General features: G+C 72.4%; 26 protein-coding genes. 3 read left to right on the forward strand and 23 right to left on the reverse strand.

All coding sequences use genetic code 11. The annotated features are described in order from the left end of the window. From AB4880_RS24690 to efp, 10 genes are all read right to left on the reverse strand, one after another. Complete coding sequence (locus AB4880_RS24690) at positions 1-1026, reverse strand: quinone-dependent dihydroorotate dehydrogenase (protein ID WP_367921881.1); 1026 nt, start codon at positions 1024-1026, stop codon at positions 1-3. Beyond that, positions 1023-4328 carry a carbamoyl-phosphate synthase large subunit gene (gene carB, locus AB4880_RS24695; RefSeq protein ID WP_367921882.1) on the reverse strand — a complete coding sequence of 1102 codons (3306 nt, stop codon included), beginning with the start codon at positions 4326-4328 and terminating at the stop codon, positions 1023-1025. Before carB ends, AB4880_RS24690 begins: the two co-directional genes overlap by 4 nt. Then, a complete protein-coding gene (gene carA, locus AB4880_RS24700) occupies positions 4328-5449 on the reverse strand; it encodes a glutamine-hydrolyzing carbamoyl-phosphate synthase small subunit (RefSeq protein WP_367921883.1) in 1122 nt (373 codons plus the stop codon). Before carA ends, carB begins: the two co-directional genes overlap by 1 nt. After that, the gene (locus AB4880_RS24705; protein WP_367921884.1) at positions 5446-6732 is read right to left on the reverse strand and encodes a dihydroorotase; all 1287 of its coding nucleotides are present in this window, start codon (positions 6730-6732) and stop codon (positions 5446-5448) included. Before AB4880_RS24705 ends, carA begins: the two co-directional genes overlap by 4 nt. Beyond that, positions 6729-7688 carry an aspartate carbamoyltransferase catalytic subunit gene (locus tag AB4880_RS24710; protein ID WP_367921885.1) on the reverse strand — a complete coding sequence of 320 codons (960 nt, stop codon included), beginning with the start codon at positions 7686-7688 and terminating at the stop codon, positions 6729-6731. Before AB4880_RS24710 ends, AB4880_RS24705 begins: the two co-directional genes overlap by 4 nt. Beyond that, entirely contained in the window at positions 7685-8245 is a 561-nt protein-coding gene (gene pyrR, locus AB4880_RS24715; RefSeq protein ID WP_367921886.1) for a bifunctional pyr operon transcriptional regulator/uracil phosphoribosyltransferase PyrR, read from the reverse strand. Before pyrR ends, AB4880_RS24710 begins: the two co-directional genes overlap by 4 nt. 173 nt (positions 8246-8418) lie before the next feature. Further along, positions 8419-8589 (reverse strand): CsbD family protein, encoded by a 171-nt coding sequence (locus AB4880_RS24720; protein WP_367921887.1) that lies wholly within the window; start codon positions 8587-8589, stop codon positions 8419-8421. Positions 8590-8652: 63 nt separating this feature from the next. Continuing rightward, on the reverse strand, positions 8653-10038 hold the full coding sequence (locus AB4880_RS24725) for a dihydrolipoyl dehydrogenase family protein (protein ID WP_367921888.1): 1386 nt from the start codon (positions 10036-10038) through the stop codon (positions 8653-8655). Between the two features lie 102 nt (positions 10039-10140). Next, entirely contained in the window at positions 10141-10548 is a 408-nt protein-coding gene (gene nusB, locus AB4880_RS24730) for a transcription antitermination factor NusB (RefSeq protein WP_367921889.1), read from the reverse strand. Beyond that, positions 10548-11114 carry an elongation factor P gene (efp, locus tag AB4880_RS24735; RefSeq protein ID WP_367921890.1) on the reverse strand — a complete coding sequence of 189 codons (567 nt, stop codon included), beginning with the start codon at positions 11112-11114 and terminating at the stop codon, positions 10548-10550. Before efp ends, nusB begins: the two co-directional genes overlap by 1 nt. 199 nt (positions 11115-11313) lie before the next feature. Here efp and AB4880_RS24740 point away from each other — a divergent pair, with 199 nt between their 5' ends. Genes AB4880_RS24740 through AB4880_RS24750 form a run of 3 tightly spaced genes read left to right on the forward strand, consistent with a single transcriptional unit; the run spans position 11314 to position 13109 of the window. Then, positions 11314-11856, forward strand: coding sequence for a hypothetical protein (locus AB4880_RS24740; RefSeq protein WP_367921891.1), 543 nt, complete (start codon positions 11314-11316; stop codon positions 11854-11856). Between the two features lie 8 nt (positions 11857-11864). Then, on the forward strand, positions 11865-12542 hold the full coding sequence (locus tag AB4880_RS24745; RefSeq protein ID WP_367921892.1) for a PT domain-containing protein: 678 nt from the start codon (positions 11865-11867) through the stop codon (positions 12540-12542). A 12-nt stretch (positions 12543-12554) separates the two neighbouring features. Continuing rightward, a complete protein-coding gene (locus tag AB4880_RS24750) occupies positions 12555-13109 on the forward strand; it encodes an RNA polymerase sigma factor (RefSeq protein WP_367921893.1) in 555 nt (184 codons plus the stop codon). Here the strand turns inward: AB4880_RS24750 and AB4880_RS24755 are convergent. From AB4880_RS24755 to AB4880_RS24815, 13 genes are all read right to left on the reverse strand, one after another. Next, positions 13093-13533, reverse strand: a complete 441-nt coding sequence (locus AB4880_RS24755; protein WP_367921894.1) for a type II 3-dehydroquinate dehydratase — start codon at positions 13531-13533, stop codon at positions 13093-13095. The genes AB4880_RS24750 and AB4880_RS24755 overlap by 17 nt on opposite strands. Continuing rightward, the gene (gene aroB / locus AB4880_RS24760; protein WP_367921895.1) at positions 13530-14630 is read right to left on the reverse strand and encodes a 3-dehydroquinate synthase; all 1101 of its coding nucleotides are present in this window, start codon (positions 14628-14630) and stop codon (positions 13530-13532) included. The genes AB4880_RS24755 and aroB overlap by 4 nt, the downstream gene beginning before the upstream one ends. After that, the gene (locus AB4880_RS24765; RefSeq protein ID WP_367921896.1) at positions 14627-15136 is read right to left on the reverse strand and encodes a shikimate kinase; all 510 of its coding nucleotides are present in this window, start codon (positions 15134-15136) and stop codon (positions 14627-14629) included. Before AB4880_RS24765 ends, aroB begins: the two co-directional genes overlap by 4 nt. 62 nt (positions 15137-15198) lie before the next feature. Further along, positions 15199-16377 carry a chorismate synthase gene (gene aroC / locus AB4880_RS24770; protein ID WP_367921897.1) on the reverse strand — a complete coding sequence of 393 codons (1179 nt, stop codon included), beginning with the start codon at positions 16375-16377 and terminating at the stop codon, positions 15199-15201. 19 nt (positions 16378-16396) lie between these two features. Then, entirely contained in the window at positions 16397-16555 is a 159-nt protein-coding gene (locus tag AB4880_RS24775) for a type II toxin-antitoxin system RelE/ParE family toxin (protein WP_367922007.1), read from the reverse strand. 48 nt (positions 16556-16603) lie between these two features. Next, the gene (locus AB4880_RS24780; RefSeq protein ID WP_367921898.1) at positions 16604-17302 is read right to left on the reverse strand and encodes an A24 family peptidase; all 699 of its coding nucleotides are present in this window, start codon (positions 17300-17302) and stop codon (positions 16604-16606) included. Positions 17303-17311: 9 nt separating this feature from the next. Next, the gene (locus tag AB4880_RS24785) at positions 17312-18124 is read right to left on the reverse strand and encodes a shikimate dehydrogenase (RefSeq protein ID WP_367921899.1); all 813 of its coding nucleotides are present in this window, start codon (positions 18122-18124) and stop codon (positions 17312-17314) included. A gap of 4 nt (positions 18125-18128) precedes the next feature. Continuing rightward, entirely contained in the window at positions 18129-19247 is a 1119-nt protein-coding gene (gene mltG / locus AB4880_RS24790; protein ID WP_367921900.1) for an endolytic transglycosylase MltG, read from the reverse strand. Then, entirely contained in the window at positions 19240-19710 is a 471-nt protein-coding gene (ruvX, locus tag AB4880_RS24795; protein WP_367921901.1) for a Holliday junction resolvase RuvX, read from the reverse strand. Before ruvX ends, mltG begins: the two co-directional genes overlap by 8 nt. Continuing rightward, entirely contained in the window at positions 19710-22409 is a 2700-nt protein-coding gene (gene alaS / locus AB4880_RS24800; protein ID WP_367921902.1) for an alanine--tRNA ligase, read from the reverse strand. Before alaS ends, ruvX begins: the two co-directional genes overlap by 1 nt. After that, positions 22406-22753 (reverse strand): DUF6167 family protein, encoded by a 348-nt coding sequence (locus AB4880_RS24805; protein WP_367921903.1) that lies wholly within the window; start codon positions 22751-22753, stop codon positions 22406-22408. The genes alaS and AB4880_RS24805 overlap by 4 nt, the downstream gene beginning before the upstream one ends. Further along, on the reverse strand, positions 22750-23292 hold the full coding sequence (locus AB4880_RS24810; protein WP_367921904.1) for a hypothetical protein: 543 nt from the start codon (positions 23290-23292) through the stop codon (positions 22750-22752). Before AB4880_RS24810 ends, AB4880_RS24805 begins: the two co-directional genes overlap by 4 nt. An 11-nt stretch (positions 23293-23303) precedes the next feature. Further along, the gene (locus tag AB4880_RS24815) at positions 23304-24674 is read right to left on the reverse strand and encodes a replication-associated recombination protein A (RefSeq protein WP_367921905.1); all 1371 of its coding nucleotides are present in this window, start codon (positions 24672-24674) and stop codon (positions 23304-23306) included. Positions 24675-24719 lie beyond the last annotated feature (45 nt).

A 24719-nucleotide genomic window follows, 5' to 3' on the forward strand; every position in this document is an offset into this window, starting at 1 on the left:
TCACAGCGCCTTGAGGATCTGACGTGGCCACATCGGGCCACCGTAGATGAGCGCGCTGTAGGCCTGCACCAGATCGGCGCCGGCCTCGATCCGCGCCGCGGCCTCCTCGGGCGTGCTGATCCCGCCGACGCCGATCAGCGTCAGCTGGTTGCCGACCCGGCCGCGGAGCAGGCGCAGCACCTCGGTGGAGCGCTCGGTCAGCGGCGCGCCGGACAGGCCGCCCGCGCCGATCGCCTCGACCTTCGCGGCCGGCGTGCGCAGGCCCTCGCGGGAGATCGTGGTGTTGGTCGCGATGACGCCGGCGAGGCCGAGGTCGAGCGCCATGTCGGCCACGGCGAGGACGTCGTCGTCGGACAGGTCGGGCGCGATCTTGACCAGCAGCGGCAGCGGCGCGACCGTCACCTCGTCGGCGGTACGGCGGACGTGGGCCAGCAGCGGAGCGAGCTTCTCGACGGCCTGGAGGTTGCGCAGCCCGGGCGTGTTGGGCGAGCTGACGTTGACGACGAGATAGTCGGCGTGGGGCGCGAGCCGGCGCGTCGACGTCTCGTAGTCGGCCTCGACCGCGGCCTGGTCGTCGTCGGGGACGACCTTCGACTTGCCGATGTTGACGCCGAGGACCAGCCCGCCCTCGCGCTTCTTGCGGCGCGCGAGCCGGGCCGCGACGACGGCCGAGCCGTCGTTGTTGAAGCCCATCCGGTTGACGATCGCCCGGTCGTCGGGCAGCCGGAACAGCCGCGGCTTGGGGTTGCCGGGCTGGGCCAGCGCGGTGACCGTGCCGATCTCGACGTGGCCGAAGCCGAAGGCGCCCATCCGGTCGTAGACCTGGGCGTTCTTGTCGAAGCCGGGCGCGAGGCCGAGCCGGTTGGGGAAGGTCAGGCCCATCGCCCGGATCGGCCGTCCGCCGGGGATCGGCGCCCGCGAGAGCACCGGTCCGCCGGCACGGAGCGCGTCATAGGTCAGGTGGTGCGCCTGCTCGGCGTCCATCTTGACCAGGAGGTGCTGGAAGACCTTGTCGTAGAGACTCACCGAGCCGCCTCGGCGGCCGCGTTCCACTCCTGCAGCGACCGGACGCCGATCGAGCCGGCGCGCACCGCCGCGATGCCCTGCACCGCGGCCGCGAGGCCCTGCACCGTGGTGATGCACGGCGTGCCGGTGAGCACCGCCGACGAGCGGATCTCGTAGCCGTCGACGCGGGAGTCGCCGCCGCCGGTGGCGCCGTGGGGCGTGTTGACGATCAGCGCGATCTCGCCGTCGAGGATCATCTGCACGACCGTCGGCTCGCCGTCGGGGCCGGGGCCCTCGAAGTGCTTGCGGACGACGGTCGCCTGGATGCCGTTGCGGCGCAGCACCTCGGCCGTGCCCTGGGTGGCGAGGATCTCGAAGCCGTAGTCGGCCAGCACCCGCGCCGGGAACACCATGGTGCGCTTGTCGCGGTCGGCGATCGAGATGAACACCTTGCCGGACGTCGGCAGCGGGCCGTAGGCGGCCGCCTGCGACTTGCTGAACGCGGTACCGAAGTCGGCGTCGAAGCCCATCACCTCGCCGGTCGACTTCATCTCCGGGCCGAGCACCGTGTCGACGAACTGGCCGTCCTTGGTGCGGAACCGGTTGAACGGCAGCACCGCCTCCTTGACCGCGATCGGCGAGTCGGCGGGCAGCGTGCCGCCGTCGCCCTCGGCCGGCAGGACGCCGTTGGCGCGCAGCTCGGCGATCGGCTCGCCGAGCATCAGCCGCGCCGCGGCCTTGGCCAGCTGGGTGCCGGTGGCCTTGGAGACGAAGGGCACCGTGCGGGAGGCGCGCGGGTTGGCCTCGATCACGTAGAGCACGTCGGCGCCCAGCGCGAACTGGATGTTGATCAGGCCGCGCACGCCGACGCCCTTGGCGATCGCCTCGGTGGCCTCGCGGATCCGGTCGATCTCGGCGTTGCCGAGGGTGATCGGCGGCAGCGCGCACGAGGAGTCGCCGGAGTGGATGCCGGCCTCCTCGATGTGCTCCATCACGCCGCCGAGGAAGAGCTCGGTGCCGTCGTAGAGCGCGTCGACGTCGATCTCGACCGCGTCGTCGACGAACCGGTCGACGAGCACCGGGCGGTCGGGGCTGATCTCGGTCGCGGCGTCGATGTAGGCCTCGAGGGCGGCGTCGCTGTAGACGATCTGCATGCCGCGCCCACCGAGGACGTACGACGGCCGCACGAGCACCGGGTAGCCGATGCTGTGCGCGATCGCCTGCGCCTCGTCGTAGGAGACGGCGGTGCCGTGCTTCGGCGCGACCAGGCCGGCGTCGGCGAGCACCCGCCCGAAGGCGCCGCGCTCCTCGGCGAGGTCGATCGCCTCGGGGCTGGTGCCGACGATCGGGACGCCGGCGTCCTGCAGGCCCTGCGCGAGGCCGAGGGGCGTCTGCCCGCCGAGCGTCGCGATGACGCCGGCGATCGGGCCGGCGGCCTTCTCGGCCTCGTAGATCTCCAGCACGTCCTCGAGCGTGAGCGGCTCGAAGTAGAGCCGGTCGGAGGTGTCGTAGTCGGTCGACACCGTCTCGGGGTTGCAGTTGACCATGATCGTCTCGTAGCCCGCCTCGGCCAGCGCCAGGCTGGCGTGCACGCACGAGTAGTCGAACTCGATGCCCTGGCCGATCCGGTTGGGCCCGGAGCCGAGGATGATCACGGCCTCCTTGCCCTCGGCGCGCGGCTGGACCTCGGTCTCCTCGTCGTAGGAGGAGTAGTAGTAGGGCGTCGACGCGGCGAACTCGGCCGCGCAGGTGTCGACCGTCTTGTAGACCGGGCGGACGCCGGTCGCGTGGCGGGCGGCGCGCACCTCGGCCTCGGAGAGACCGCGGATGCCGGCGATCTGCAGGTCGGACAGGCCGTGCCGCTTGGCCAGCCGGAGCACGTCGGCGCCGAGGTTGTCGGCGGCGGCGACCTGCTGGGCGATCTCGTCGATGAGGAACAGCTGGTCGACGAACCACGGGTCGATCCGCGTGGCGGCGTGGATCTCGTCCTGGGTCGCGCCGGCGCGGATCGCCTGCATGACCTCCTGGATCCGGCCGTCGTGCGGGACCTTGATCGACTCGAGCAGCGCGGCCTTGTCACCGAGCGGCGCGGCCCAGTCGAAGGGCGCGCTCTTGTTCTCGAGCGAGCGCAGCGCCTTGTTGAGCGACTCGCTGAAGCTGCGTCCGATCGACATCGCCTCGCCCACGGACTTCATGTGGGTGGTCAGTGTCGGGTCGGCGGTCGGGAACTTCTCGAAGGCGAACCGCGGCACCTTCACCACGACGTAGTCGAGCGTCGGCTCGAAGGAGGCCGGAGTCTCCTGCGTGATGTCGTTGGGGATCTCGTCGAGCGTGTAGCCGACGGCGACCTTGGCCGCGATCTTGGCGATCGGGAAGCCGGTGGCCTTCGACGCGAGCGCCGAGGAGCGCGACACGCGCGGGTTCATCTCGATGACGATGACCCGGCCGTCGGCGGGGTTGACGGCGTACTGGATGTTGCAGCCGCCGGTGTCGACGCCGACCTCGCGGATGATGCCGATGGCGAGGTCGCGCAGGTGCTGGTACTCGCGGTCGGTGAGGGTCATCGCCGGCGCGACCGTGATCGAGTCGCCGGTGTGGACGCCCATCGGGTCGAAGTTCTCAATCGAGCAGATGATGACGACGTTGTCGGCCTTGTCGCGCATCACCTCCAGCTCGTACTCCTTCCAGCCGATGATCGACTCCTCGATGAGGACCTCGGTCGTCGGGGACGCCGAGAGGCCGGCGCCGGCGATCCGGTGCATGTCGGCCTCGTCGTAGGCGATGCCCGAGCCCAGGCCGCCCATCGTGAAGGACGGCCGGACGACGATCGGGAAGCCCAGCTCGCCGGCCGCCTGGGCGACCTCGTCCATCGTGTGGCACACGAAGGAGCGGGCGACCTCGCCGCCGACCTTGTGCACGATCGCGTTGAACAGCTCGCGGTTCTCGCCGCGGTGGATCGCCTCGAAGCTGGCGCCGATCATCTCGACGGAGTACTTCTCCAGGACGCCGTTCTCGTGCAGCGCGATCGCCGTGTTGAGCGCGGTCTGGCCGCCCAGCGTCGGCAGTACCGCGTCGGGGCGCTCCTTGGCGATGACCTTCTCGACGAACTCGGGGGTGATCGGCTCGACGTAGGTGGCGTCGGCGAACTCCGGGTCGGTCATGATCGTGGCCGGGTTGGAGTTGACGAGGATGACCCGCAGGCCCTCCTCCTTGAGCACGCGGCACGCCTGGGTGCCGGAGTAGTCGAACTCGCAGGCCTGGCCGATGACGATCGGTCCGGAGCCGATGACGAGGACGGACTTGATGTCTTCACGCTTCGGCATCAGGCGTTCTCCTCCAGCAGGGTCGTGAACCGGTCGAAGAGGTACGCCGCGTCGTGCGGGCCGGCGGCGGCCTCGGGGTGGTACTGGACGGAGAAGGACTTGAGCGCGCCCTCGGGGGTGCGCAGCTCGAGGCCCTCGACCACGTCGTCGTTGAGGCAGACGTGGCTGACCGTCGCGACGCCGTACGGCGTCTCGGTGGGGGTGTCGCGCGGCGCGTCGACGGCGAACCCGTGGTTGTGGGCGGTGACCTCGACCTTGCGGGTGGTCAGGTCCATCACCGGCTGGTTGATGCCGCGGTGGCCGTACTTCAGCTTGTAGGTGCCGAAGCCGAGCGCGCGCCCGAAGAGCTGGTTGCCGAAGCAGATGCCGAAGTAGGGCAGGTCGCGCTCGAGCGCCTGCCGGAGCAGCTCGACCTGGCCGGTCGTCGCGGCCGGGTCGCCGGGGCCGTTGGAGAAGAACAGGCCGTCCGGCTCGACTGCGAGGACGTCGTCGATGCTCGCGGTGGCGGGCAGCACGTGGACCTCGATGCCGCGCTCGCTCATCCGCTGCGGGGTCATGTCCTTGATGCCGAGGTCGAGGGCGGCGACGGTGAACCGCTTCTCGCCCTGCGCCGGCACGACGTACGCCTCGGCGGTGGAGACGGCCTCGGACAGGTTGGCGCCGGTCATCTCGGCCGAGCCCTTGACCTTCTCGAGCAGCCGGGCCGGGTCGGTCTCGACCGTGGAGATGCCGACCCGCATGGCACCGCGCTCGCGCAGGTGGCGGGTGAGCGCGCGGGTGTCGATGCCGGAGATGCCGACCACGCCCTGCGCCTTGAGCTCGTCGTCGAGCGAGCGACGCGAGCGCCAGTTGCTGGGGACCCGGGCGGGCTCGCGGACGACGTAGCCGGCGACCCAGATCCGCCGGGACTCGGGGTCCTCGTCGTTGACGCCGGTGTTGCCGATGTGCGGCGCCGTCATCACGACGACCTGGCGGTGGTAGGACGGGTCGGTCAGGGTCTCCTGGTAGCCGGTCATGCCGGTGTTGAAGACCGCCTCGCCGAAGGTCTCGCCTTCGGCGCCGTAGGCCTCGCCGCGGAATGCGCGGCCGTCCTCGAGGACGAGCAGTGCCGGGGTGCTCATGCGAGCGCTCCTTCCAGGACGGTCGGGGTGCCGCGCAGCAGCGTGGCGACCACCCGACCGGTGAGCTTGCGGTCGTGCCAGGGGTTGTTGCGGCTCAGCGAGACGCTGGCGTCGCGGTCGATCACGACCTGCGCGGACGGGTCGACCAGGGTCAGGTTGGCCGGCTCGCCGACCGCGATCGGGCGGCCGTGGACGTCGTCGAGGCCGGCGATGCGGGCCGGGTTGGCGCTCATCACGCGGGCCACGCCGGCCCAGTCGAGCAGGCCGTTCTCGACCATCACCGTGGTGATGACCGGCAGCGCCGTCTCGAGGCCGAGCATGCCGAAGGCCGCGTCGACGAAGGCGTGCTCCTTGTCGTGACGGGCGTGCGGGGCATGGTCGGTGGCGACCGCGTCGATGGTGCCGTCGGCGAGGGCCTCGCGCAGCACGCGGACGTCCTCGTCGGGGCGCAGCGGCGGGTTGACCTTGAACGTCGGGTCGTAGCCGGTGAGCAGGTCGGTCGTGAGCAGCAGGTGGTGGGGCGTGACCTCGGCGGTGACGTTGATGCCCTGCGCCTTCGCCCAGCGGACCACCTCGACGCTGCCGGCGGTCGAGACGTGCGCGACGTGGACGCGGCTGCCGGTGTGGCGGGCGAGCATCACGTCGCGGGCGACGATGACCTCCTCCGCGACGCCGGGCCAGCCGGGAAGGCCGAGCCGGCCGGAGAGCTCGCCCTCGTGGCAGCAGGCTGTCGGGCCGGCGAGCGCCGGGTCCTGGCTGTGCTGGCTGACCACGCCGCCGAAGGCCTTGACGTACTCCAGCGCGCGCCGCATCACCCGCGGGTCGTGGACGCACTTGCCGTCGTCGGAGAACACGCGGACCTTGGCGCGCGAGCGGGCCATCAGGCCGAGCTCGGCGAGCTCCTCGCCCCCGAGTCCCTTGGTGACCGCGCCGACCGGCTGGACGTCGACCAGGCCCGCGGCGCGACCCAGGTCGAGGACCCGCTCGGCCGCCTCGGCGGTGTCGGTGACCGGACTGGTGTTGGCCATCGCGAGGACGGCGGTGTAGCCGCCCACCGCCGCGGCACGGGAGCCGGTGAGGACGGTCTCGGCGTCCTCGCGGCCCGGCTCGCGCAGGTGGGTGTGCAGGTCGACCAGGCCGGGCAGCAGGCGCAGGCCGGCGGCGTCGATGGTCCGGTCGGCGGTGGTCGTGACCGAGCCGAGCTCGGTGATCACGCCGCCGTCGACGAGGACGTCGCCCGTCGTACCGTCGGGCAGGGTGGCGCCCTGGATCAGGATGCTCATGCGGTTGCCCTTCCATTGGACTCAGGCTCGCCGGCGAGCAGGTGGTAGAGGACGGACATGCGGACCGCGACGCCGGCGGAGACCTGGTCGAGGACGACCGAGTCGATCGCGTCGGCGGCGTCCGCGGAGATCTCCAGGCCGCGATTCATCGGGCCGGGGTGGAGGATCGGCGTGCCGGGCTTGAGGACGGCGAGCCGGTCGCGGGTGAGGCCGTAGCCGACGGTGTACTCGCGGGCGGTCGGGAAGAAGCCGCCGCTCATCCGCTCGCGCTGGACACGCAGCATCATCACCGCGTCGGCCCCCTGCGACCCCGTCAGCACCTCGTCGAGGTCGTATGAGACAGAGAAGCCGGCCGCCTTCGACCAGTCCCCCACGCCCGCGGGCATCAGGGTCGGCGGCGCCACCGCGGTGACCGTCGCGCCGAGCTTGGTCAGGCACTTGACGTTGCTGCGGAACACCCGGCTGTGGGTCAGGTCGCCGACGATCGCGACGTGCTTGCCCTCGAGGCTGCCGAGCTTGCGAGTGAGCGTGTAGCCGTCGAGCAGCGCCTGGGTCGGGTGCTCGTGGGTGCCGTCGCCGGCGTTGATCACCGGGACGTCGATCCAGCGGCTGATCTGCTCGGCCGCGCCGCTCGCCATGTGGCGCACGACGAGGCCGTCGATGCCCATCGCGGTGACGGTGAGGACGGTGTCGCGCAGGGACTCGCCCTTGCTCGCGCTGCTGCCCTTGGCGGACAGGTTGATCACGTCGGCGGAGAGCCACTTGCCGGCGATCTCGAAGCTCGAGCGGGTGCGGGTGGAGTCCTCGAAGAAGAGGTTGATGACGGTGCGGCCGCGCAGGGCGGGCAGCTTCTTCACCTGGCGCTTCTGGACGTCGTGCATCTCCGCCGCGGTGGTGAAGATCTGCTCGATGTCGCTGGCGCTCAGGTCGTCGATGCTGAGCAGGTGGCGGTTCACTGGATGCGCACCTCGTCCTCGCCGTCGGTCTCGACCAGCCGCAGGCTGACGCGCTCGCTGCGGGCGGTCGGAAGGTTCTTGCCGACGTGGTCGGCGCGGATCGGGAGCTCGCGGTGGCCCCGGTCGACGAGCACCGCCAGCCGGACGACGGCAGGTCGGCCGAGGTCGGACAGCGCGTCGAGCGCGGCCCGGATGGTGCGGCCGGAGTAGAGCACGTCGTCGACCAGGACGACGGTCTTGCCGTCGATGCCCCCGGCCGGCACCTGGGTGCGGTGGGGGGCGCGGGTGGGGTGCGAGCGCAGGTCGTCGCGGTACATGGTGACGTCGAGCTCGCCGGTGGCGACCGTCGTCCCCTCGACCTCGGCGATGTGGGCCGCGAGCCGGCGCGCGAGCGGGACGCCGCGCGTGTGCAGGCCGAGCAGCAAGAGATCCTCGGCGCCCTTGTTGCGCTCGAGGATCTCGTGGGAGATGCGGATCAGCGCCCGGCTGATGTCACCGGCGTCGAGAACGACGCGCCCGGTGCTCGTGGGCGTCTCCGGAGTCTGCTGTGCAGGCAAGACTGTCGGAACCTCCTTCTCCGCCTCACGGGACGGCTCGTTAAAGGATGTTGTTGGCCGCGACTTTACCGCGTCCCGGCCGCTCCGCGTGAACCGGGGCCGGTCTTTTCCGCACGTGCGAAGGCCCCGCCACTCTCGTCGGCGGGGCCTGCGCGGGCGGTGCTCGGTCGGGATCAGTCGAAGGCGTCCTTGACCTTGTCACCGGCCTGCTTCACGTCACCCTTGGCCTTGTCGACCTTGCCCTCGGCCTCGAGGTCCTCGTCGTCGGTGACCTTGCCGGTCGCCTCCTTGGCCTTCCCCTTGAGCTCCTCGGCCTTGTGCTTCGCCTTGTCGTCGAGTCCCATGCTCGCCTCCTCGTTCGGACGGTCCGGTGTCCGCCCAGAGGTACCCAGGGAGCCGACGTCGATTCACCTCTCGGTGATCTCGTCGAGCGCGGTCTCGATGGTCCGGTGGAAGGTCGGGTAGGCGAAGTGCATGCCGCGCAGCGTCGTGATCGGCACCTCCGCGTGCACGGCCGTGACCAGCATCCCGATGAGCTCGCCGCCCGACGGCCCGACCGCGGTGGCCCCGACGAGCACCTTGCGGTCGAGGTCGGCGACGACCTTGATCAGGCCCTCGTTGCCGACCTTGTGGATCCACCCGCGCGACGACGCCGGCAGCGGCGCCAGCCCGACGCCGACGCGCAGTCCGGCGTCGCGGGCCTGCTGCTCGGTCATGCCGACCGCGCCGACCTCGGGGTCGGTGAAGGTCGCGTGGGCGACCGCGCGATAGTCGGCCTTCGGCTTGCCGTCGCCGGTGAGGTCGCGGACCGCGATCTTGGCCTGGTACATCGACATGTGGGTGAACGCGCCCTTGCCGGTGATGTCACCGATCGCCCAGACGCCGTCGACGCCCTTGACCCGCATCCGCTTGTTGACCGCGATCACCCGGGCCGACGGGTCGAGGCCCACGGTGTCGAGGCCGATGTCGCCGAGGTTGGTACGCCGTCCGGCCGCCACCAGCAGCGCCTCGGCACCGACCGACGTCCCGTCGGCGAGGCCGACGCTGAAGCCGCTCTCGTAGGCGACGGCGGTGACCCCGACCCCGGTGCGGAAGGTGATGCCGTCGGCCTCCATCGACGCCCGGACCACCTCGCTCGCCTCGGGCTCCTCGGGGCCGAGGATCCGGTCGAAGGCCTCGATGACCTTCACCTCGACGCCGAAGCGGGCGAACGCCTGGGCCAGCTCGCAGCCGATCGCGCCGCCGCCGAGGACGGCGAGGCTGCGCGGCAGCTCCCGCACCTGGACGGCGTCCCGGTTGGTCCAGTACGGCGTGCCGGCCAGGCCGTCGATCGGCGGGACGGCGGGCTCGGTGCCGGTGTTGAGGACCACGCCCCGCCGTAGCGTGAAGGTCTCGTCGCCGGAGTCGGTCGTGACGACCACCCGCCCCGGTCCGGCGAGCCGGCCGGTGCCGCGGACGAAGCGCGCGCCGGCCTGCTCGAGCCGGTCGACGGCGACCTTGTCGTCCCAGTCGTCGGTTGCCTCGTCGCGGATCCGGTCGGCGACCGGCGTCCAGTCGGGGCGGACGTCGCTGTCGCCCGCGAGCGCCGGCACCCGGCGCGCCTCGCCGAGCGCGTCGGCGGCGCGGATCATCATCTTCGACGGGATGCAGCCGAAGTAGGGGCACTCGCCCCCGACGAGCCGCTGGTCGACCCCGACCACGGAGAGTCCGGCGCGGGCGAGGGCGGAGGCGGCGTACTCGCCGCCCGGCCCGAGCCCGATGACGACGACATCGACCTCAGAGGAGTCCGGCATGTCGCCCACCCTGGCACGCGACCGCGGGCGAGGCCAGCGTCGTAGCGGACGATTCGGTCGCGGAACGGGGCGTTTCGCGACCGATACGTCCGGTACGACGGCTCAGACGAGCGAGGCCTTCTTGCGCTGGATCGCGCCGAGCACGCCGTTGACGAACGCCGGCGACTCGTCGGTCGACAGCTCGCGGACGAGGGTCATCGCCTCGGTGACCGCGACCGTGTCGGGGACGTCGTCGGCCCAGAGCAGCTCCCACACGCCCATCCGCAGGACGTTGCGGTCGACCGCCGGCATCCGGGTCAGGCTCCAGTCGGTGGAGAACTCCTCGAGCACCTCGTCGATGCGCGCCTGGCGCTCGGAGACGCCACGCACGAGGACCGCGGTGTAGGGGTTGCTCAGCGGCTCGCCCTCGCGGATGACCCGCTCGAGCGCCTCGACGCCCGACTCGCCGCGCAGGTCGGCGGCGTAGAGGACGTCGAGGGCGCGCTTGCGTGCCTTGGTCCGGGCTCCCATCAGCCCTTCACACGGCTCAGGTAGGAGCCACCCTCGCGGGTGTCGACCTTGATCTTCTCGCCCTGCTCGATGAACAGCGGGACCTGGATCTCGGCGCCCGTCTCGAGCGTGGCCGGCTTGGTGCGGCCGGTGGCGGAGTCGCCGACGACGCCGGGCTCGGTGTAGGACACCACGAGCTCGACCGAGGCGGGCATCTCGATGAAGAGGACGCGGCCCTCGTTGGTGGCCACGATGACCTCCTGGTTCTCCAGGAGGAAGCCGGCGGCGGTGCCGACGATCGCGGGGTCGACCTCGATCTGGTCGTAGTCCTGCACGTCCATGAAGACGAAGTTGGTGCCGTCGTTGTAGAGGTACTGGAACGAGCGGCGGTCGACCGTGGCGGTCTCGACCTTGGTGCCGGCGTTGAAGGTCTTGTCGACGTTCTTGCCCGACTCGACGTGCTTGAGCTTGGTGCGGACGAACGCAGGACCCTTGCCCGGCTTCACGTGCTGGAACTCGACCACCTGCCAGAGCTGGCCCTCCAGGTTGAGCACCATGCCGTTCTTGAGGTCGTTCGTCGTTGCCATGCGCCAGCCTTTTCGGTCCAGAAGTCAGATGCAGATGTCAATCGTGGTCGCGCACGCCTCAGCATGCGGGCACAGCCTCCGATCTTAACGAGGCGGGGGCCACCGGAGAAAATCTTCGGCCGCCGCGTAACAACCGCCGCCGCTCGCGGCAAGAGCAGAACGACGGCGGCATCGGGTCGCCCACAGGAAGGATCCCCCCATGCGCAAGCTCACCCCGTTCCGCGCGGCGGCTGCGGCCTCGGCGATCGTTCTCGGCACCCTGGGCGGCGCGTACGCCGTCGGTGCGGCCTCGAGCGACGAGCCGGGCCCGGGCCACGACCAGAGCGTCTCCGACGACGGCACCGAGACCCCCGACGCCCCGGAGACCGACGAGACCGAGACCCCGGAGACGCCCGAGGCCCCCGAGACCGAGACGCCCGAGGCGCCCGAGACCCACCACCAGGGCGACGACCACCCGAGCGCGCCGGCGACGCATCACGCCGAGTCCGACGACCAGGGCGACGACCACGGCGACGACCAGGGCGACGACCAGGGCGACGACCAGGGCGACGACCAGGGCGACGACCGGGGCGGTGACCGCGCCCACCACGCCACCGACGACAATGGCGAGCACCACCACCGTGGCGGCCGCGGCAGCGGCGACGACCGTAGCGACGACAGCGGCCACGACAGCACCGACGAGGGCGGTCACGGCGGCGACAGCGGCAGCGACGACAGCGGCTCGCACGACTCCGAGGACTGACCCACCCGATGCCCACCCCGCCACCGGAGCTGAGTCTCCCGGTCCCCGTGACGCCGGCCGACCCGGAGTTCATGGCGGAGCTGGCGGCGGCCGCGCGGACGTCGACGGCGACCTCGCCGTCGGCGTCGCCAGGCGTGATCGCGCACCCGTGGACGGCGGCCCTGGGCGCAGCCGCGGCCGTGGCCCTGCTCGCTGGCGGGGCCGTCGTCCTCGGCGGGCTCGGCGGCGACCGCGACCCCGACCCGGCGCCACCGGCGACGATCACGCCCACCGATCCGGCCACGCCGCAGACCACGCCGGACGAGCCGGCGTCCGAGGACCGGCCTGCGACGCCCGCCCGCACCGACAACCCGGCCACGCACCGCGCCAAGCACACCGCACCGGTCGGCGTCCCCGGCTCGGGGCACGCCACCCACGCCACCCGGGAGCCGCGGGACGACGACCACGGCGGCGATGACCGATCCGGCAGCGATGACGACGGCGGCGGCCACGGAGGCGGCGGCAGCGGCGACCCCTCCGACCAGCCGTCCGACCAGCCGTCCGACCAGCCGTCCGACCAGCCGACCGACCAACCGACCGACGACTACGGGGGCCGCAGCGGGAGCGACGGCGGCGGAAGCGACGGCACCAGCGGCCACGGTGGCCACGGTGGCCACGACGACCCGACCGACCTGGTCGAGGACTGAGCGGCCGGCGGAGTGAGCGACGACCTCATCCGCCGCGCTCGGGACGGCGATCCCGAGGCGTGGCGCGAGCTGTACGAGAGCCTGACCGGCCGACTGCTGGTCTGGCTCCGTGCGCGTCCGTCGGGCGACGTCGCCTACGACCCCGACGACCTGGTCTCCGAGACCTGGCTGGTCGCCGCGCGCTCGGTCGCCGACTTCCAGGGCGACCGCGACGCCTTCGCGGGCTGGCTCTTCGGCATCGCGCGCAACCACGCGCGCGCCGCGCGTCGTCGTACGCTGCGCCGGGCGACGGAGCCGTCGACCGACGAGGCCCACGCCGACAGCAGCGACCTCTCCCCCGGGCCGGACGACCACGTCGTCGCCCACGACCGGGTACGACGCCTCCTGGCGTCGGTGCCCACCCGCGAGGGCGAGGTCCTCGCGTGCACCGAGGTGGCCGGGCTGAGCACCCGGCAGACCGCCGACGCTCTCGGCATCAGCGCCGCCGCCGTCCGGGTGGCCCGGCACCGCGGCCTGACCCGGCTCCGTGGCATGACGGAGCCGGTCGGCGTCACGACCGCGCGATGAACTCCAGCGCCTGCCGGTAGCCGTCGATGCCCTGACCCTCGATCACCTTCGCCGCGTGCGGGGTGACGACCGAGTGGTGCCGGAACTCCTCCGGCCGCTTCGACGGCGCGCTGATGTGGACCTCGACGAGCGGCGCGGTCAGCTGCGCGCAGGCGTCGTAGAGGGCGTAGGAGTAGTGGGTCCAGGCGCCCGCATTGAGGACGACGGGCCAGCCGCGGTCGGCGGCGTCGTTGAGCCAGTCGAGCAGCTGACCCTCGTGGTTGGTCTGGGAGAAGTGGATCCTGAGCCCCAGCTCCTTGCCCCACGCCGGCATCAACCGGTCCTGCAGGTCGACGTGGGTGGTGCTGCCGTAGATCTCCGGCTGCCGGCGGCCGAGCCGCCCCAGGTTGGGGCCGTTGAGGACGTAGACGTCGCGCTTGCTCATGCCGCACCTCCGGAGATCGCGGTGTAGGCGGCGCGCAGGTCGTCCTCGGACGGGCCGGCGAGCACGACCGGCTTGGCCAGGTCGGACAGCACCACGAACCGCAGCTGGTTGCCGCGCGACTTCTTGTCGACCCGCATGGTGGCGAGCAGGCTGTCGAAATCGGCGCCGCGCCACGTGGTCGGCAGGCCCACCCGCCCGAACGCGCTGTGGTGGCGGGCGACGAGCTCGGGAGCGAGGCCCCCGGCGCGGGCGGCCAGCTCGGCGACGTAGACGCAGCCGATCGCGACGGCCTCGCCGTGCCGGATGGAGTAGTCGGTGGCCTTCTCGATCGCGTGCGCGAGCGTGTGGCCGTAGTTGAGGGCCTCGCGGCCGGGATGGCCGTCGGCGCCGCCGGTCTCCTTGAGGTCGACCGCGACCACGTCGGCCTTGACCTGGATCGCGCGCTCGACGAGCTCACGCAGCTCGGCCGACTCGGCGGTGAGCGCCTCGGGCGCCGTCCGCTCGACGATGGCCAGGATCTCGGGGTCGGCGATGAAGCCGCACTTGATGACCTCGCCGAGGCCCGCGACGAGCTCCTCGCGCGGCAGCGTGGCGAGCAGGTCGAGGTCGCACAGGACGCCGGCCGGCTCGTGGAAGGAGCCCACCAGGTTCTTGCCCGCGGGGGTGTCGATGCCGGTCTTGCCGCCGACCGCCGCGTCGACCATCGCGAGCAGCGAGGTCGGGACGTGGACGACGGCCACGCCGCGCAGCCAGGTGGCCGCGACGAACCCGCCGAGGTCGGTGGTCGCGCCGCCGCCGAGCGTGACGACCGCGTCGGAGCGGGTGAAGCCCTCCTCGCCGAGCGACTCCCAGCACGCCGCGGCGACCTCCCAGTTCTTCGCCTCCTCGCCGTCGGGGACCTGGAGGACGATGACGTCCAGCCCCTCCAGCAGATCGGCGAAGGGCTCGAGCAGGTGCTCGAGCGACTCGGGAGTGATGATCGCGACCCGCTGGACACCGGCGGGCAGCAGCCCGCGCAGTCGGTCGAGGACGCCGTGGCCGACCACGACGTCGTACGGCGACGCGGTGGCGACGTGGAGGACGGTCGGTGCGGTCACGTGGACTCCCCGGGGGCGGTGATGGCGGCGACGATCTCGGCCGCGACGTCGGCGGGTGGGCGGTCGTCGGTCTCGACGGTGATCCGGGCCAGGCCCTGGTAGACCGGCGTGCGCTCGTCGAGCAGCTGCTTGACCCGCGCCCGGACGTTGCCGAGCAGCAGCGGCCGCCCCGAGCCGAGCCCGACCCGCTTGACCGCGTCGCTGAGCCCCACGCGCAGGAAGACGACCTGGTGGGCGGCGAGCAGCGCCTGCGTCGACGGGTCGAGGACCGCGCCGCCACCGAGCGAGATGACGCCGTCGTGGTTGTCGAGGGCCCACGCGACGGTCTCGCGCTCCAGCGCGCGGAACGCCTGCTCGCCGTCCTCGACGAAGACGTCCTGGACGCTCTTGCCGACCTTGTCCTCGATCAGCTGGTCGCTGTCGACGAAGCCGACGCCGATCGCCTCGGCCACCAGCCGCCCCACGGTGGTCTTGCCGGCGCCCATGGTGCCGATCAGGACACACACGGGGGCACGCACGGGGGTTCCGCCCCCGTGGACCCCCGCACCCCGGCCCTCGGGAACGTTGCTCACTTGAACCGGAGCGTGTCGAGGTAGGTCTGCACGTTGCGTGCGGTCTCGCCGACCGAGTCGCCGCCGAACTTCTCCAGGACGGCGTCGGCCAGCACCAGCGCGACCATCGCCTCCGCGACGATGCCCGCCGCGGGGACGGCGCAGACGTCGGAGCGCTGGTGGTGCGCGACCGCCTCCTCGCCGGTGGCGAGGTCGACCGTGCGCAGCGCCCGCGGGACCGTGGCGATCGGCTTCATCGCCGCGCGCACGCGCAGGATCTCGCCGGTCGTCATGCCGCCCTCGGTGCCGCCGGAGCGGCCGGAGACCCGGCGCAGGCCCTCGTCGGTGGACACGATCTCGTCGTGCGCGAGCGAGCCCGGCGTCGCCGCCAGCTCGAAGCCGTCGCCGACCTCGACGCCCTTGATCGCCTGGATGCCCATCAGCGCGCCGGCGAGGCGCGCGTCGAGCCGGCGGTCCCAGTGGACGTGCGAGCCGAGGCCCGGCGGCAGCCCGTGGACGACGACCTCGACGACGCCGCCGAGCGTGTCGCCGTCCTTGTGGGCCTGGTCGATCCGCTCGACCATCTGCTTCGATCCGTCGGCGTCGAGGCAGCGGACCGGGTCGGCGTCGAGGCGCGCGACGTCGTCGGGGGCCGGGAGCTCGCGCGACGGCGTACGGACGCCGCCGATCTCGAGGACGTGGCTCACGATCCGCGCGCCGGTCGCCTGCTCGAGGAAGTTGCTCGCCACCCGGCCGAGCGCGACCCGCGCCGCGGTCTCACGGGCGGAGGCGCGCTCCAGGATCGGGCGGGCGTCGTCGAAGTCGTACTTCTGCATGCCGGCCAGGTCGGCGTGCCCCGGCCGCGGCCGCGTCAGCGGCGCGTTGCGCGCCTGCTTCTCCAGCACCTCCGGGTCGACCGGGTCGGCCGACATGACCGTCTCCCACTTGGGCCACTCGGTGTTGCCGACCTCGATCGCGACCGGGCCGCCCTGGGTGCGTCCGTGCCGGATGCCACCGGTGATGGTGACCTCGTCGGCCTCGAACTTCATCCGCGCCCCCCGGCCGTAGCCGAGACGGCGACGGGCCAGAGCATCGGAGATGTCGTCGGTCGCGACCTCGACATGGGCCGGCAGGCCCTCGAGGATCGCGACCAGGGAGGGGCCGTGGGACTCCCCCGCGGTCAGCCAGCGCAACATGGGAGAAGTCTCCCATGCGTCACTCGCGCGCCTCGGACCCGTCCCAAAGCTCCGCGCGGTCCCGACGACGATGGAGGACGCGCAGCACGATCAGCTGGTCGTCGCCCACCCGGTAGAAGACGCGTAGGGACAGCGACAAGCCCGGGCACTCGTCGTACCGGACGTATCGGTCGCGAATCGGGCGATCTCACGACCGAATCGTCCGGTACGACGCAGACCGGTCCGCTCAGCCGGCCAGCACCTGCCCCGCCACGATCGCGACCAGCGCTCCCAGCACCAGGAACGGGCCGTACGGCAGCCGCCGCCGGATCATCGTGCCGCGCAGCCGCATGGGCACCATCGCCACCACCCCCAGGACGGCGGCCGCGAGCACCGACGCGAGCAGCACGCCGACGCCGAAGGGCCCGAGCGCCGCGCCGAGCAGCGCCCCCAGCCGTACGTCGCCGCCCGCCATCGAGCGGGGGCTGATCAGCCGCATCAGGCCGTAGTAGCCGCCCAGCCCGACGAATCCCCCGAGCCCCCACAGCGCCACGTCCGGGGCGCGGAGTGCGACCGCGGCGACGACGACCAGCAGGCCGACGATCACCCAGGACGGCCGGATCAGCCGCGACGGGAGGTACCAGGTGACGAAGTCGATCACCGTGAGCGCACAGCAGACCGGCACCAGGAAGAGCAGCCACAGCAGCGCCCAGGTCCACCCGAGCGCCCCGCCCAGCACCGCCCCCGCAAGGGCGCACGCCACCACCGAGCGCACCGTCAGCCCCGGCCGCGCGGCCAACACCGCGAAGGGAACGTGGTCCGGGAAGTCCTCCGGGTTCTCCGTCGGGTCGTGCTCCGGCTCCGGGCACCACGCGATCAGCCGCGGCACCAGCAGGCCCGACGCACCCGCGATCAGGGCGCAGACCAGCGCCGGGAGCAGCTCCATGCCGCGAACCTACCGGGCGGCCAGCGCGCTCTCGCCCGCCGAGCGCATCGCGCCCAGTGGTCCTTCCTGACCAGTGAACATCGCGAACTGCAGCACCGCCTGGTGCACCAGCAGGTCGAGGCCCGACACCAGCGGCTGCTCGCGGTCGCGCGCGGCGGCGGCGAGTGGCGTGGGCCACGGGTCGTAGACGACCTCGAAGACGACCGCCGCGTCGGCGGTGCTGCCGACCAGGGCCTCGGTCTGCGCCGCGGCCGGGATGGTCGAGACGACGACCTCGCCGATCATCGCCGCGCAGTCGATCGGTACGACGTCGACCTCCAGTCCCGGGTGCCGCTGCAGCGCCGCGACGGTCTCCGCCGCCCGCGCGCGATCCCGCGCGAGGAGGCGGATCGTGCGGGCGCCCAGCTCGGCGAGCGCGAGGCCCGTCGAGGCGGCGGTCGCGCCGGCGCCGACGATGGTCGCGGCGCTGACCGGACCGTCGTACCTCTCGCGGACGGCGGCCATCGCTCCCGGCAGGTCGGTGTTGTCGGCGGCCCAGCCGGTCGCCGTACGGACCAGGGTGTTGGCGCCACCGGCCAGCCGCGCGCGGTCGCTGACCTCGTCGGCGTAGTCGAGCGCCTCGCGCTTGAGCGGTGCCGTCACCGACAGTCCCCGCCACGACGCGTCGAGCCCGGACACGAAGCCCGCCAGCTCGCCGGCCGGCACCCGCACCGCGTCGTAGGACGCGTCGATGCCGAGCGCCGCGTAGCCGGCGCGGTGCAGGGCCGGCGAGAGCGAGTGCGAGATCGGGTCGCCGAGGACGGCGCAGCGCAGCGAGGTCATCGGGTCAGCAGGCGTCGGAGGTCTGGCAGTACTCGCGCAGCTTCTGCGTCGCGGCGTTGTGCTCGGCCAGCGTCGTCGAGAAGACCGTCTCGCCGGTCTTGAGGTTGACGACCACCCAGTACAGCCACGGCCCGTTGGCCGGGTGCAGCGCGGCGTCGAGCGTCGCCTCGCCCGGGTTGCCGATCGGACCGGGCGGGAGGCCCTGGTGCAGGTAGGTGTTGTACGGCGAGTCGATCTGCCGCTGCGTCGACGTCGTCCACACCTCACCCGACAGGCCGTTGGCGTAGGCCACGGTGGCGTCCGACTGGAGCGCCATGTCCTTGTCGAGGCGGTTGTAGATCGCTCGCGCCACCTTCGGATAGTCCTGCGTGCGGTTGGCCTCGAACTCCAGCATGCTCGCGACCGTCAGCACCTCGTGCGCGGTGATGCCGAGCTTCTGCGCCTGCGCGTCGAGGTCGAGCGACGCCGCGGTCGACTTCCACTTGGCGACCATCGCCTTGAGGACCGTGGTCGGGGTGTCGGCCGGCGTCACCACGTACGTCGCGGGGAACAGGTAGCCCTCGGGGTTGCCGGCGGCGGAGGCCGGCAGCCCGAGCGCGGCCGGGTCGGCGAGCACCTTGCGGTACTGCGCCGCCGTGAAGTCGGTCTTCTTCGCGAGGGTCTTGACGATGTCGTCGAGGCGCATCCCCTCGGGGATGGTCACCGTCTCCTTCGCCATCTTCGACGGGTCGACCAGGATGCTGACGACGTCGGACGCCCTCATCTTCTTCTTCAGCAGGTAGGTGCCGGCCTGGATCGACGTCGACTTCGGGTTGTCGGAGGCCGCGTCGACGAACGCCTTCGACGACGCGACGACGCCGAGGCTCTTCAGCTCCTCGCCCATCGAGGTGACCGACTGGCCCGGGTCGATGACGAGCACGACCTCACCGCTGCCGGGGCCCGCGTAGTCGGCGGGTCCGGCCAGCATGTCCTTGACGTCGGCGATGGCGCCGCGCGCGAACCACGCGACGACGGCGCCGAAGATCACCACGACGACCAGCATCGGCAGGCAGCCCGAGCGCCGCTTCTTCGCACGTCGCCGTCCGGGCGACGGCTCCGGCAGGACCGACTCCGACTCAGTCATCGTTCTCCTCGTCCGTGGGTGTCACCAGCTCGCCCGGGGGGGTGCCGGTCGCGCGCTCGGCGTCGAGCGCCTGCTGCAGGATGACGACCGCCGCGACCTGGTCGACCACCGCACGACGCTTCGCGCCCTTGCGCTGGTCGCGCAGCATAGCCTCCGCCGTCACCGTGGTGAGCCGTTCGTCGACGAGCCGCACCGGCACCGGCGCGATCCGCCGGGCCAGCCGTACGGCGAACTCCCGCGTCTTCAGCGCCGCCGGGCCCTCCCCGCCGCCGAGCGAGCGGGGCAGGCCCATGACCACCTCGACCGCGTTCTCGGCGGTCAGCAGCTGGTGCAGCCGACGCAGGTCGCCCTTGCCACGTCGTACCGTCTCGACGGGGGTGGCGAGAATCCCGGACGGGTCGCTGCGTGCGACGCCGATCCGGGCGTCCCCGGGGTCCACACCGAGGCGGACGCCCACCCGCATCAGGCGTTCGCCACCGCGGCTGTCACGGCGGCGAGCGCCTCGTCGATGCGGGACACGTCGGTGCCGCCGCCCTGCGCCATGTCGGCCTTGCCGCCGCCCTTGCCGTCGAGGAAGGGCGCCGCGGCGCGGACCAGGTCGCCGGCGGCGAGGCCGCGGGCCTGGGCCGCGTCGTTGAGGGCGGCCACGATCGCGGCCTTGCCGTCGGCGGCGCCGATCAGGACGACCACCGCCGGCGCATCGCCGGTCAGCCGGGCACGGACGTCGGTCGCGAGCGTGCGGACGTCGCCGGCGGCCGCGCCGTCGAGGCGCTGGGCCACCAGCCGCACGCCGTTGACGTCGCTCGCGCTGTCGGCGATCGCCGCGCCGCCGGCCAGCAGCTGCTGGAGGCGGATCCGGTCCATCTCCTTCTCGACCTGCTTGAGCCGGTCGACGAGATCGCCGACCCGCCCGACCAGGTCGTCGGGCTGCGCCTTGAGCAGCGTCGACAGCTGGCCGACGACGTCGCGCTCGCGGGCCAGGTAGGAGAAGCCCTCGACGCCGGTGAGCGCCTCGATCCGGCGGTTGCCGGAGCCGACGGACGCCTCGCCGGTGACGACGAGGGTGCCGACCTGGCTGGAGTGGTCGACGTGCGTGCCGCCGCAGAGCTCGCGCGACCAGGGGCCGCCGATCTCGACGACGCGCACCTTCTGGTCGTCGTAGGTCTCGCCGAAGAGGGCGATCGCGCCCCAGTCCTTGGCCTCGCCGAGCGTCATGTACTGCCAGCCGACCGGCAGGTCGGCGCGCAGCGCGTTGTTGGCGACCTGCTCGATCTCGCGGACCTGCTCGGGCTTGAGCGCGTTGAGCCAGCCGAAGTCGAGGCGCAGGTAGCCGGGCCGGTTGTAGGAGCCGGACTGCAGCGCGGTGGGCCCGAGCACCTCGCGCAGCGCCGCGTGGACGATGTGCGTGCCGGAGTGGGCCTGTCGGGCGCCGATGCGCCACTGCGGGTCGACCTTCGCGTGCAGCTCGCGGGCGTCGGCGGGCAGCTCGCCCTCGAGCACGCGCACCTGGTGGACGACGAGCCCGCGCACCGGGCGCTGGACATCGAGCACCTCCAGCTTGCCGCCGGCGAACTCGATCACGCCGGCGTCGGCGACCTGGCCACCGGACTCGGCGTAGAACGGCGTCCGGTCGAGGACCAGCTCGCCGATCTCGCCCGTCGCCAGCGCCGGTACGGCGGCGCCCTCGCGCAGCAGCGCCAGCGGCCGGGACTCGGTCTCGAGCGTCTCGTAGGCCAGCCACTCGGTCGGGCCGTTGGCGTCGAGGATGTCGCGGTAGACGCCGGTGTCGGCGTGCTGGCCCTTCTTCGCCTTCGCGTCGGCCTTGGCCCGCGCCCGCTGCTCGGCCATCAGCTCGCGGAAGCCCGGCTCGTCGACGGCGAGACCAGCCTCGGCCGCCATCTCGAGGGTCAGGTCGATCGGGAAGCCGTAGGTGTCGTGCAGCGCGAACGCCTTCTCGCCGGAGATGGTGGTCGCCCCGGCCTGCTTCACCTCGCCCGCTGCGAGGTCGAAGATCTGGGTGCCGGCCTGCAGCGTCTTGCGGAAGGCCTCCTCCTCGGCGTACGCGACCTGGGCGATCCGGTCCCAGCCGGTGACCAGCTCGGGGTAGCTCTCCCCCATCTTGTCGCGCGACACGGGCAGCAGCTCGGGCAGCGACGGGTCCTGGTAGCCGAGCAGGCGCATGTTGCGGACCGCGCGGCGCAGCAGCCGGCGCAGGACGTAGCCGCGGCCCTCGTTGCCGGGGGTGACGCCGTCGCCGATGAGCATGAGCGAGCTGCGGACGTGGTCGGCGACCACGCGGAAGCGGACGTCGTCGACGTGGGCGTCGGCGCCGCTCGCGCCGTACTTCTTGCCCGAGAGGTCCATCGCCTTCTCGATCACCGGGAAGATGGTGTCGATCTCGTACATGTTGTGCTTGTCCTGGAGCAGGTAGGCGACCCGCTCGAGGCCCATGCCGGTGTCGATGTTCTTGCTCGGCAGCGGGCCGGCGACGTCGAAGTCGTCCTTGGCGCGGACGGCGCTGAGCTCCTCCTGCATGAAGACCAGGTTCCAGATCTCCAGGAACCGGTCCTCGTCGGCCTCGGGGCCGCCGTCGGGGCCGAACTCGGGGCCGCGGTCGATGTAGATCTCGCTGCACGGGCCGCCCGGGCCGGGGATGCCCATGTTCCAGTAGTTGTCCTTGAGGCCGCGCGGCTGGATCCGCTCGTCGGTCAGGCCGGCGATCCGCTTCCACGCGTCGCGCGCCTCGTCGTCGTCCGGGAGGACGGTGACCCAGATCTTGTCGGGGTCGAAGCCGAAGCCGCCGTCGGCCTGGGCGTTGGTGATCAGCTCCCAGGCGTACTGGATGGCGCCTTCCTTGAAGTAGTCGCCGAACGAGAAGTTGCCGTTCATCTGGAAGAACGTGCCGTGCCGGGTGGTCTTGCCGACCTCCTCGATGTCGAGGGTGCGCACGCACTTCTGCACGCTGGTCGCGCGCTGGAACGGCGGCGTCTCCTGGCCGAGGAAGTACGGCTTGAAGGGCACCATGCCGGCGTTGACGAAGAGCAGGTTGGGGTCGTCGAGCAGCAGTGACGCCGACGGTACGACGGTGTGGCCGCGCCCCTCGAAGTGGGCGAGGAACCGGTTGCGGATCTCTGCGCTGCTCAGGTACCGGTCGCTGCTCATCGGGAGCCTTCCTGGTCGAGGGCGGCCGACTCGGCCGTCGTGATGGTGCGGGTGCTGGTGCTGTCGATCGGCGTGGTGCCGGTGGTGCGGGTGATGCTGGGCGTGCTGGGGGCGGCGAGCTCGCGATGGCGGGCGTCGGCGGCCTGGAGGCGGGCCCGCAGGTGGGTCTCGGCCTCGGCCTGCCCCTGCGCGACCTCCTCGCGGAACATGCGGGCGCCGACGAAGGCCGCGCCGATCCGGTCGCGCATCCCGTCGGGCGTGAACGCCTCGGCGAGTCGTCGTACGCGGACCATGCCGTAGACGCCGGCGGCGGCGCCGGCCGCGAACCAGACGCCGGACTTCACGGCGACACCTCGAGCGTCGCGCGCTGGCGGGCCTCCCAGTCACGGCGGGCCTGCTTGAGCATGGCCTTGCGCTCCTTGCGCGAGCGCTTGACCTCGCGCTTCATCTCGAACCGGATCCGGTTGCGCGCCTCGGCGGACAGCGCCCGGCGCAGCCCGGCGGCGAGCGCGGCGGTCTTGATCACGCTCTCGCGGATCACGATGTCGGTGAACACCGGCGCCGGGACGACGCGCGCGGGCACCCGCGGACCACGGTCGTGGCCGAGGTCGGTGATGACGTACTCCCGCTCGTCGACCACCGTCACCGGCCTCCGGTCGCGACGCTGCGCGACCGCCTGCTGGGCGGCCAGCTCGGCCTCGATGCCGGCCAGCTGCTCGCGCAGCGCGTCGGCGTCGTGGGCGGCCGCCGCGAGCAGCGCCTCGGTCTGGCTCCGCGCCTGGCGCACGGACCGCGCGAGGCGGAGCGCCGCGACCGCCAGGACCACGAGGGCCAGCACGATCGCGACGGCCAGCCAGGTCGGTACGGCGAGGTCGGAGGTCACGACGGACAAGCCTACTTGCCGCGGATGAGGCGGCGTACCCGCTCCCACCGCTGCTTCACCGCCGCCTCGGCGCCGTGCTCGGTGGGGCGGTAGTACTCGGCGTCGAGGATGACGTCGGGCGCGTACTGCTGCTCGGCGATGCCGAACGGCGCGTCGTGGCTGTAGACGTAGCCGACGCCGTGCCCCAGGCCCTTGGCGCCGGCGTAGTGGGCGTCGCGCAGGTGCGGCGGGACGGCGCCGATCTTGCCGGCCTTGACGTCGGCGACGGCCGCGCCGATCGCGGTGGTGACGGCGTTGGACTTGGGCGCCACGGCGAGCGCGATCGTCGCGTGCGCGAGGGTGAGCCGGCCCTCGGGGAGGCCGATCATCTGCACGACCTGCGCGGCGGCGGCCGCGGTCTGCAGCGCGGTCGGGTCGGCGAGGCCGATGTCCTCGCTGGCCGAGATCATCAGCCGGCGGGCGATGAAGCGCGGGTCCTCCCCCGCCTCGAGCATGCGCGCGAGGTAGTGCAGCGCCGCATCGGCGTCGGAGCCGCGGATCGACTTGATGAAGGCGCTCACCACGTCGTAGTGCTGGTCACCGTCGCGGTCGTAGCGCACCGCCGCCTGGTCGGCCGCCGTCTCGGCGGTCTCGACGTCGATCACGTCGAGACCCTTCGAGACGGCCGCTCCCGCCGCCGCCTCGAGATAGGTCAGCGACCGCCGCGCGTCTCCCCCGGCTAGCCGGACCAGGTGCGAGCGCGCCTCGTCGTCGAGCGCGAACTCGCCGCCCAGCCCCCGCTCGTCGGCGACCGCCCGGTCGATCACCTCGGCGATGTCGTCGTCGGTGAGCGGCTGGAGGCGCAGCAGCAGGCTGCGCGAGAGCAGCGGCGAGATCACGCTGAAGGACGGGTTCTCGGTCGTCGCCGCGACCAGCGTCACCCACCGGTTCTCGACACCCGGCAGGAGCGCGTCCTGCTGCGCCTTGCTGAACCGGTGGACCTCGTCGACGAAGAGCACCGTCTCGCGACTGGTCGCGATCAGCTCGCGCCGCGCCTGGTCGATCGCCGCGCGGACCTCCTTGACCCCGGCCGACACTGCCGAGATCTCGACGAACCGTCGTCCGGTCTGCTGGCTGACGATCGAGGCGATCGTCGTCTTCCCGGTGCCCGGCGGCCCCCACAGCAGCAGCGAGAGCGGCTTGTCGCCGTCGACCAGCTGCCGCAGCGGCGACCCCGGGGCCCGCAGGTGCGACTGCCCGACCAGCTCGTCGAGGTCGCGCGGCCGCATGCGTACGGCGAGCGGTGCCGCCGCATGCGTCGCGTCGGCCAGCGACCCGCCCGTCGTCGCCGCCCCGGAGGGCCCGGCGCCGGGCGTGTCGAAGAGCTGGAGGTCGGAGTCCACGGAAATGACTCTAGGCCGTGCCACCGACGTCACCCGAGGTGGGAG

This window comes from Nocardioides ginsengisoli, from assembly GCF_039537225.1.
Lineage (GTDB): Bacteria > Actinomycetota > Actinomycetes > Propionibacteriales > Nocardioidaceae > Nocardioides > Nocardioides ginsengisoli.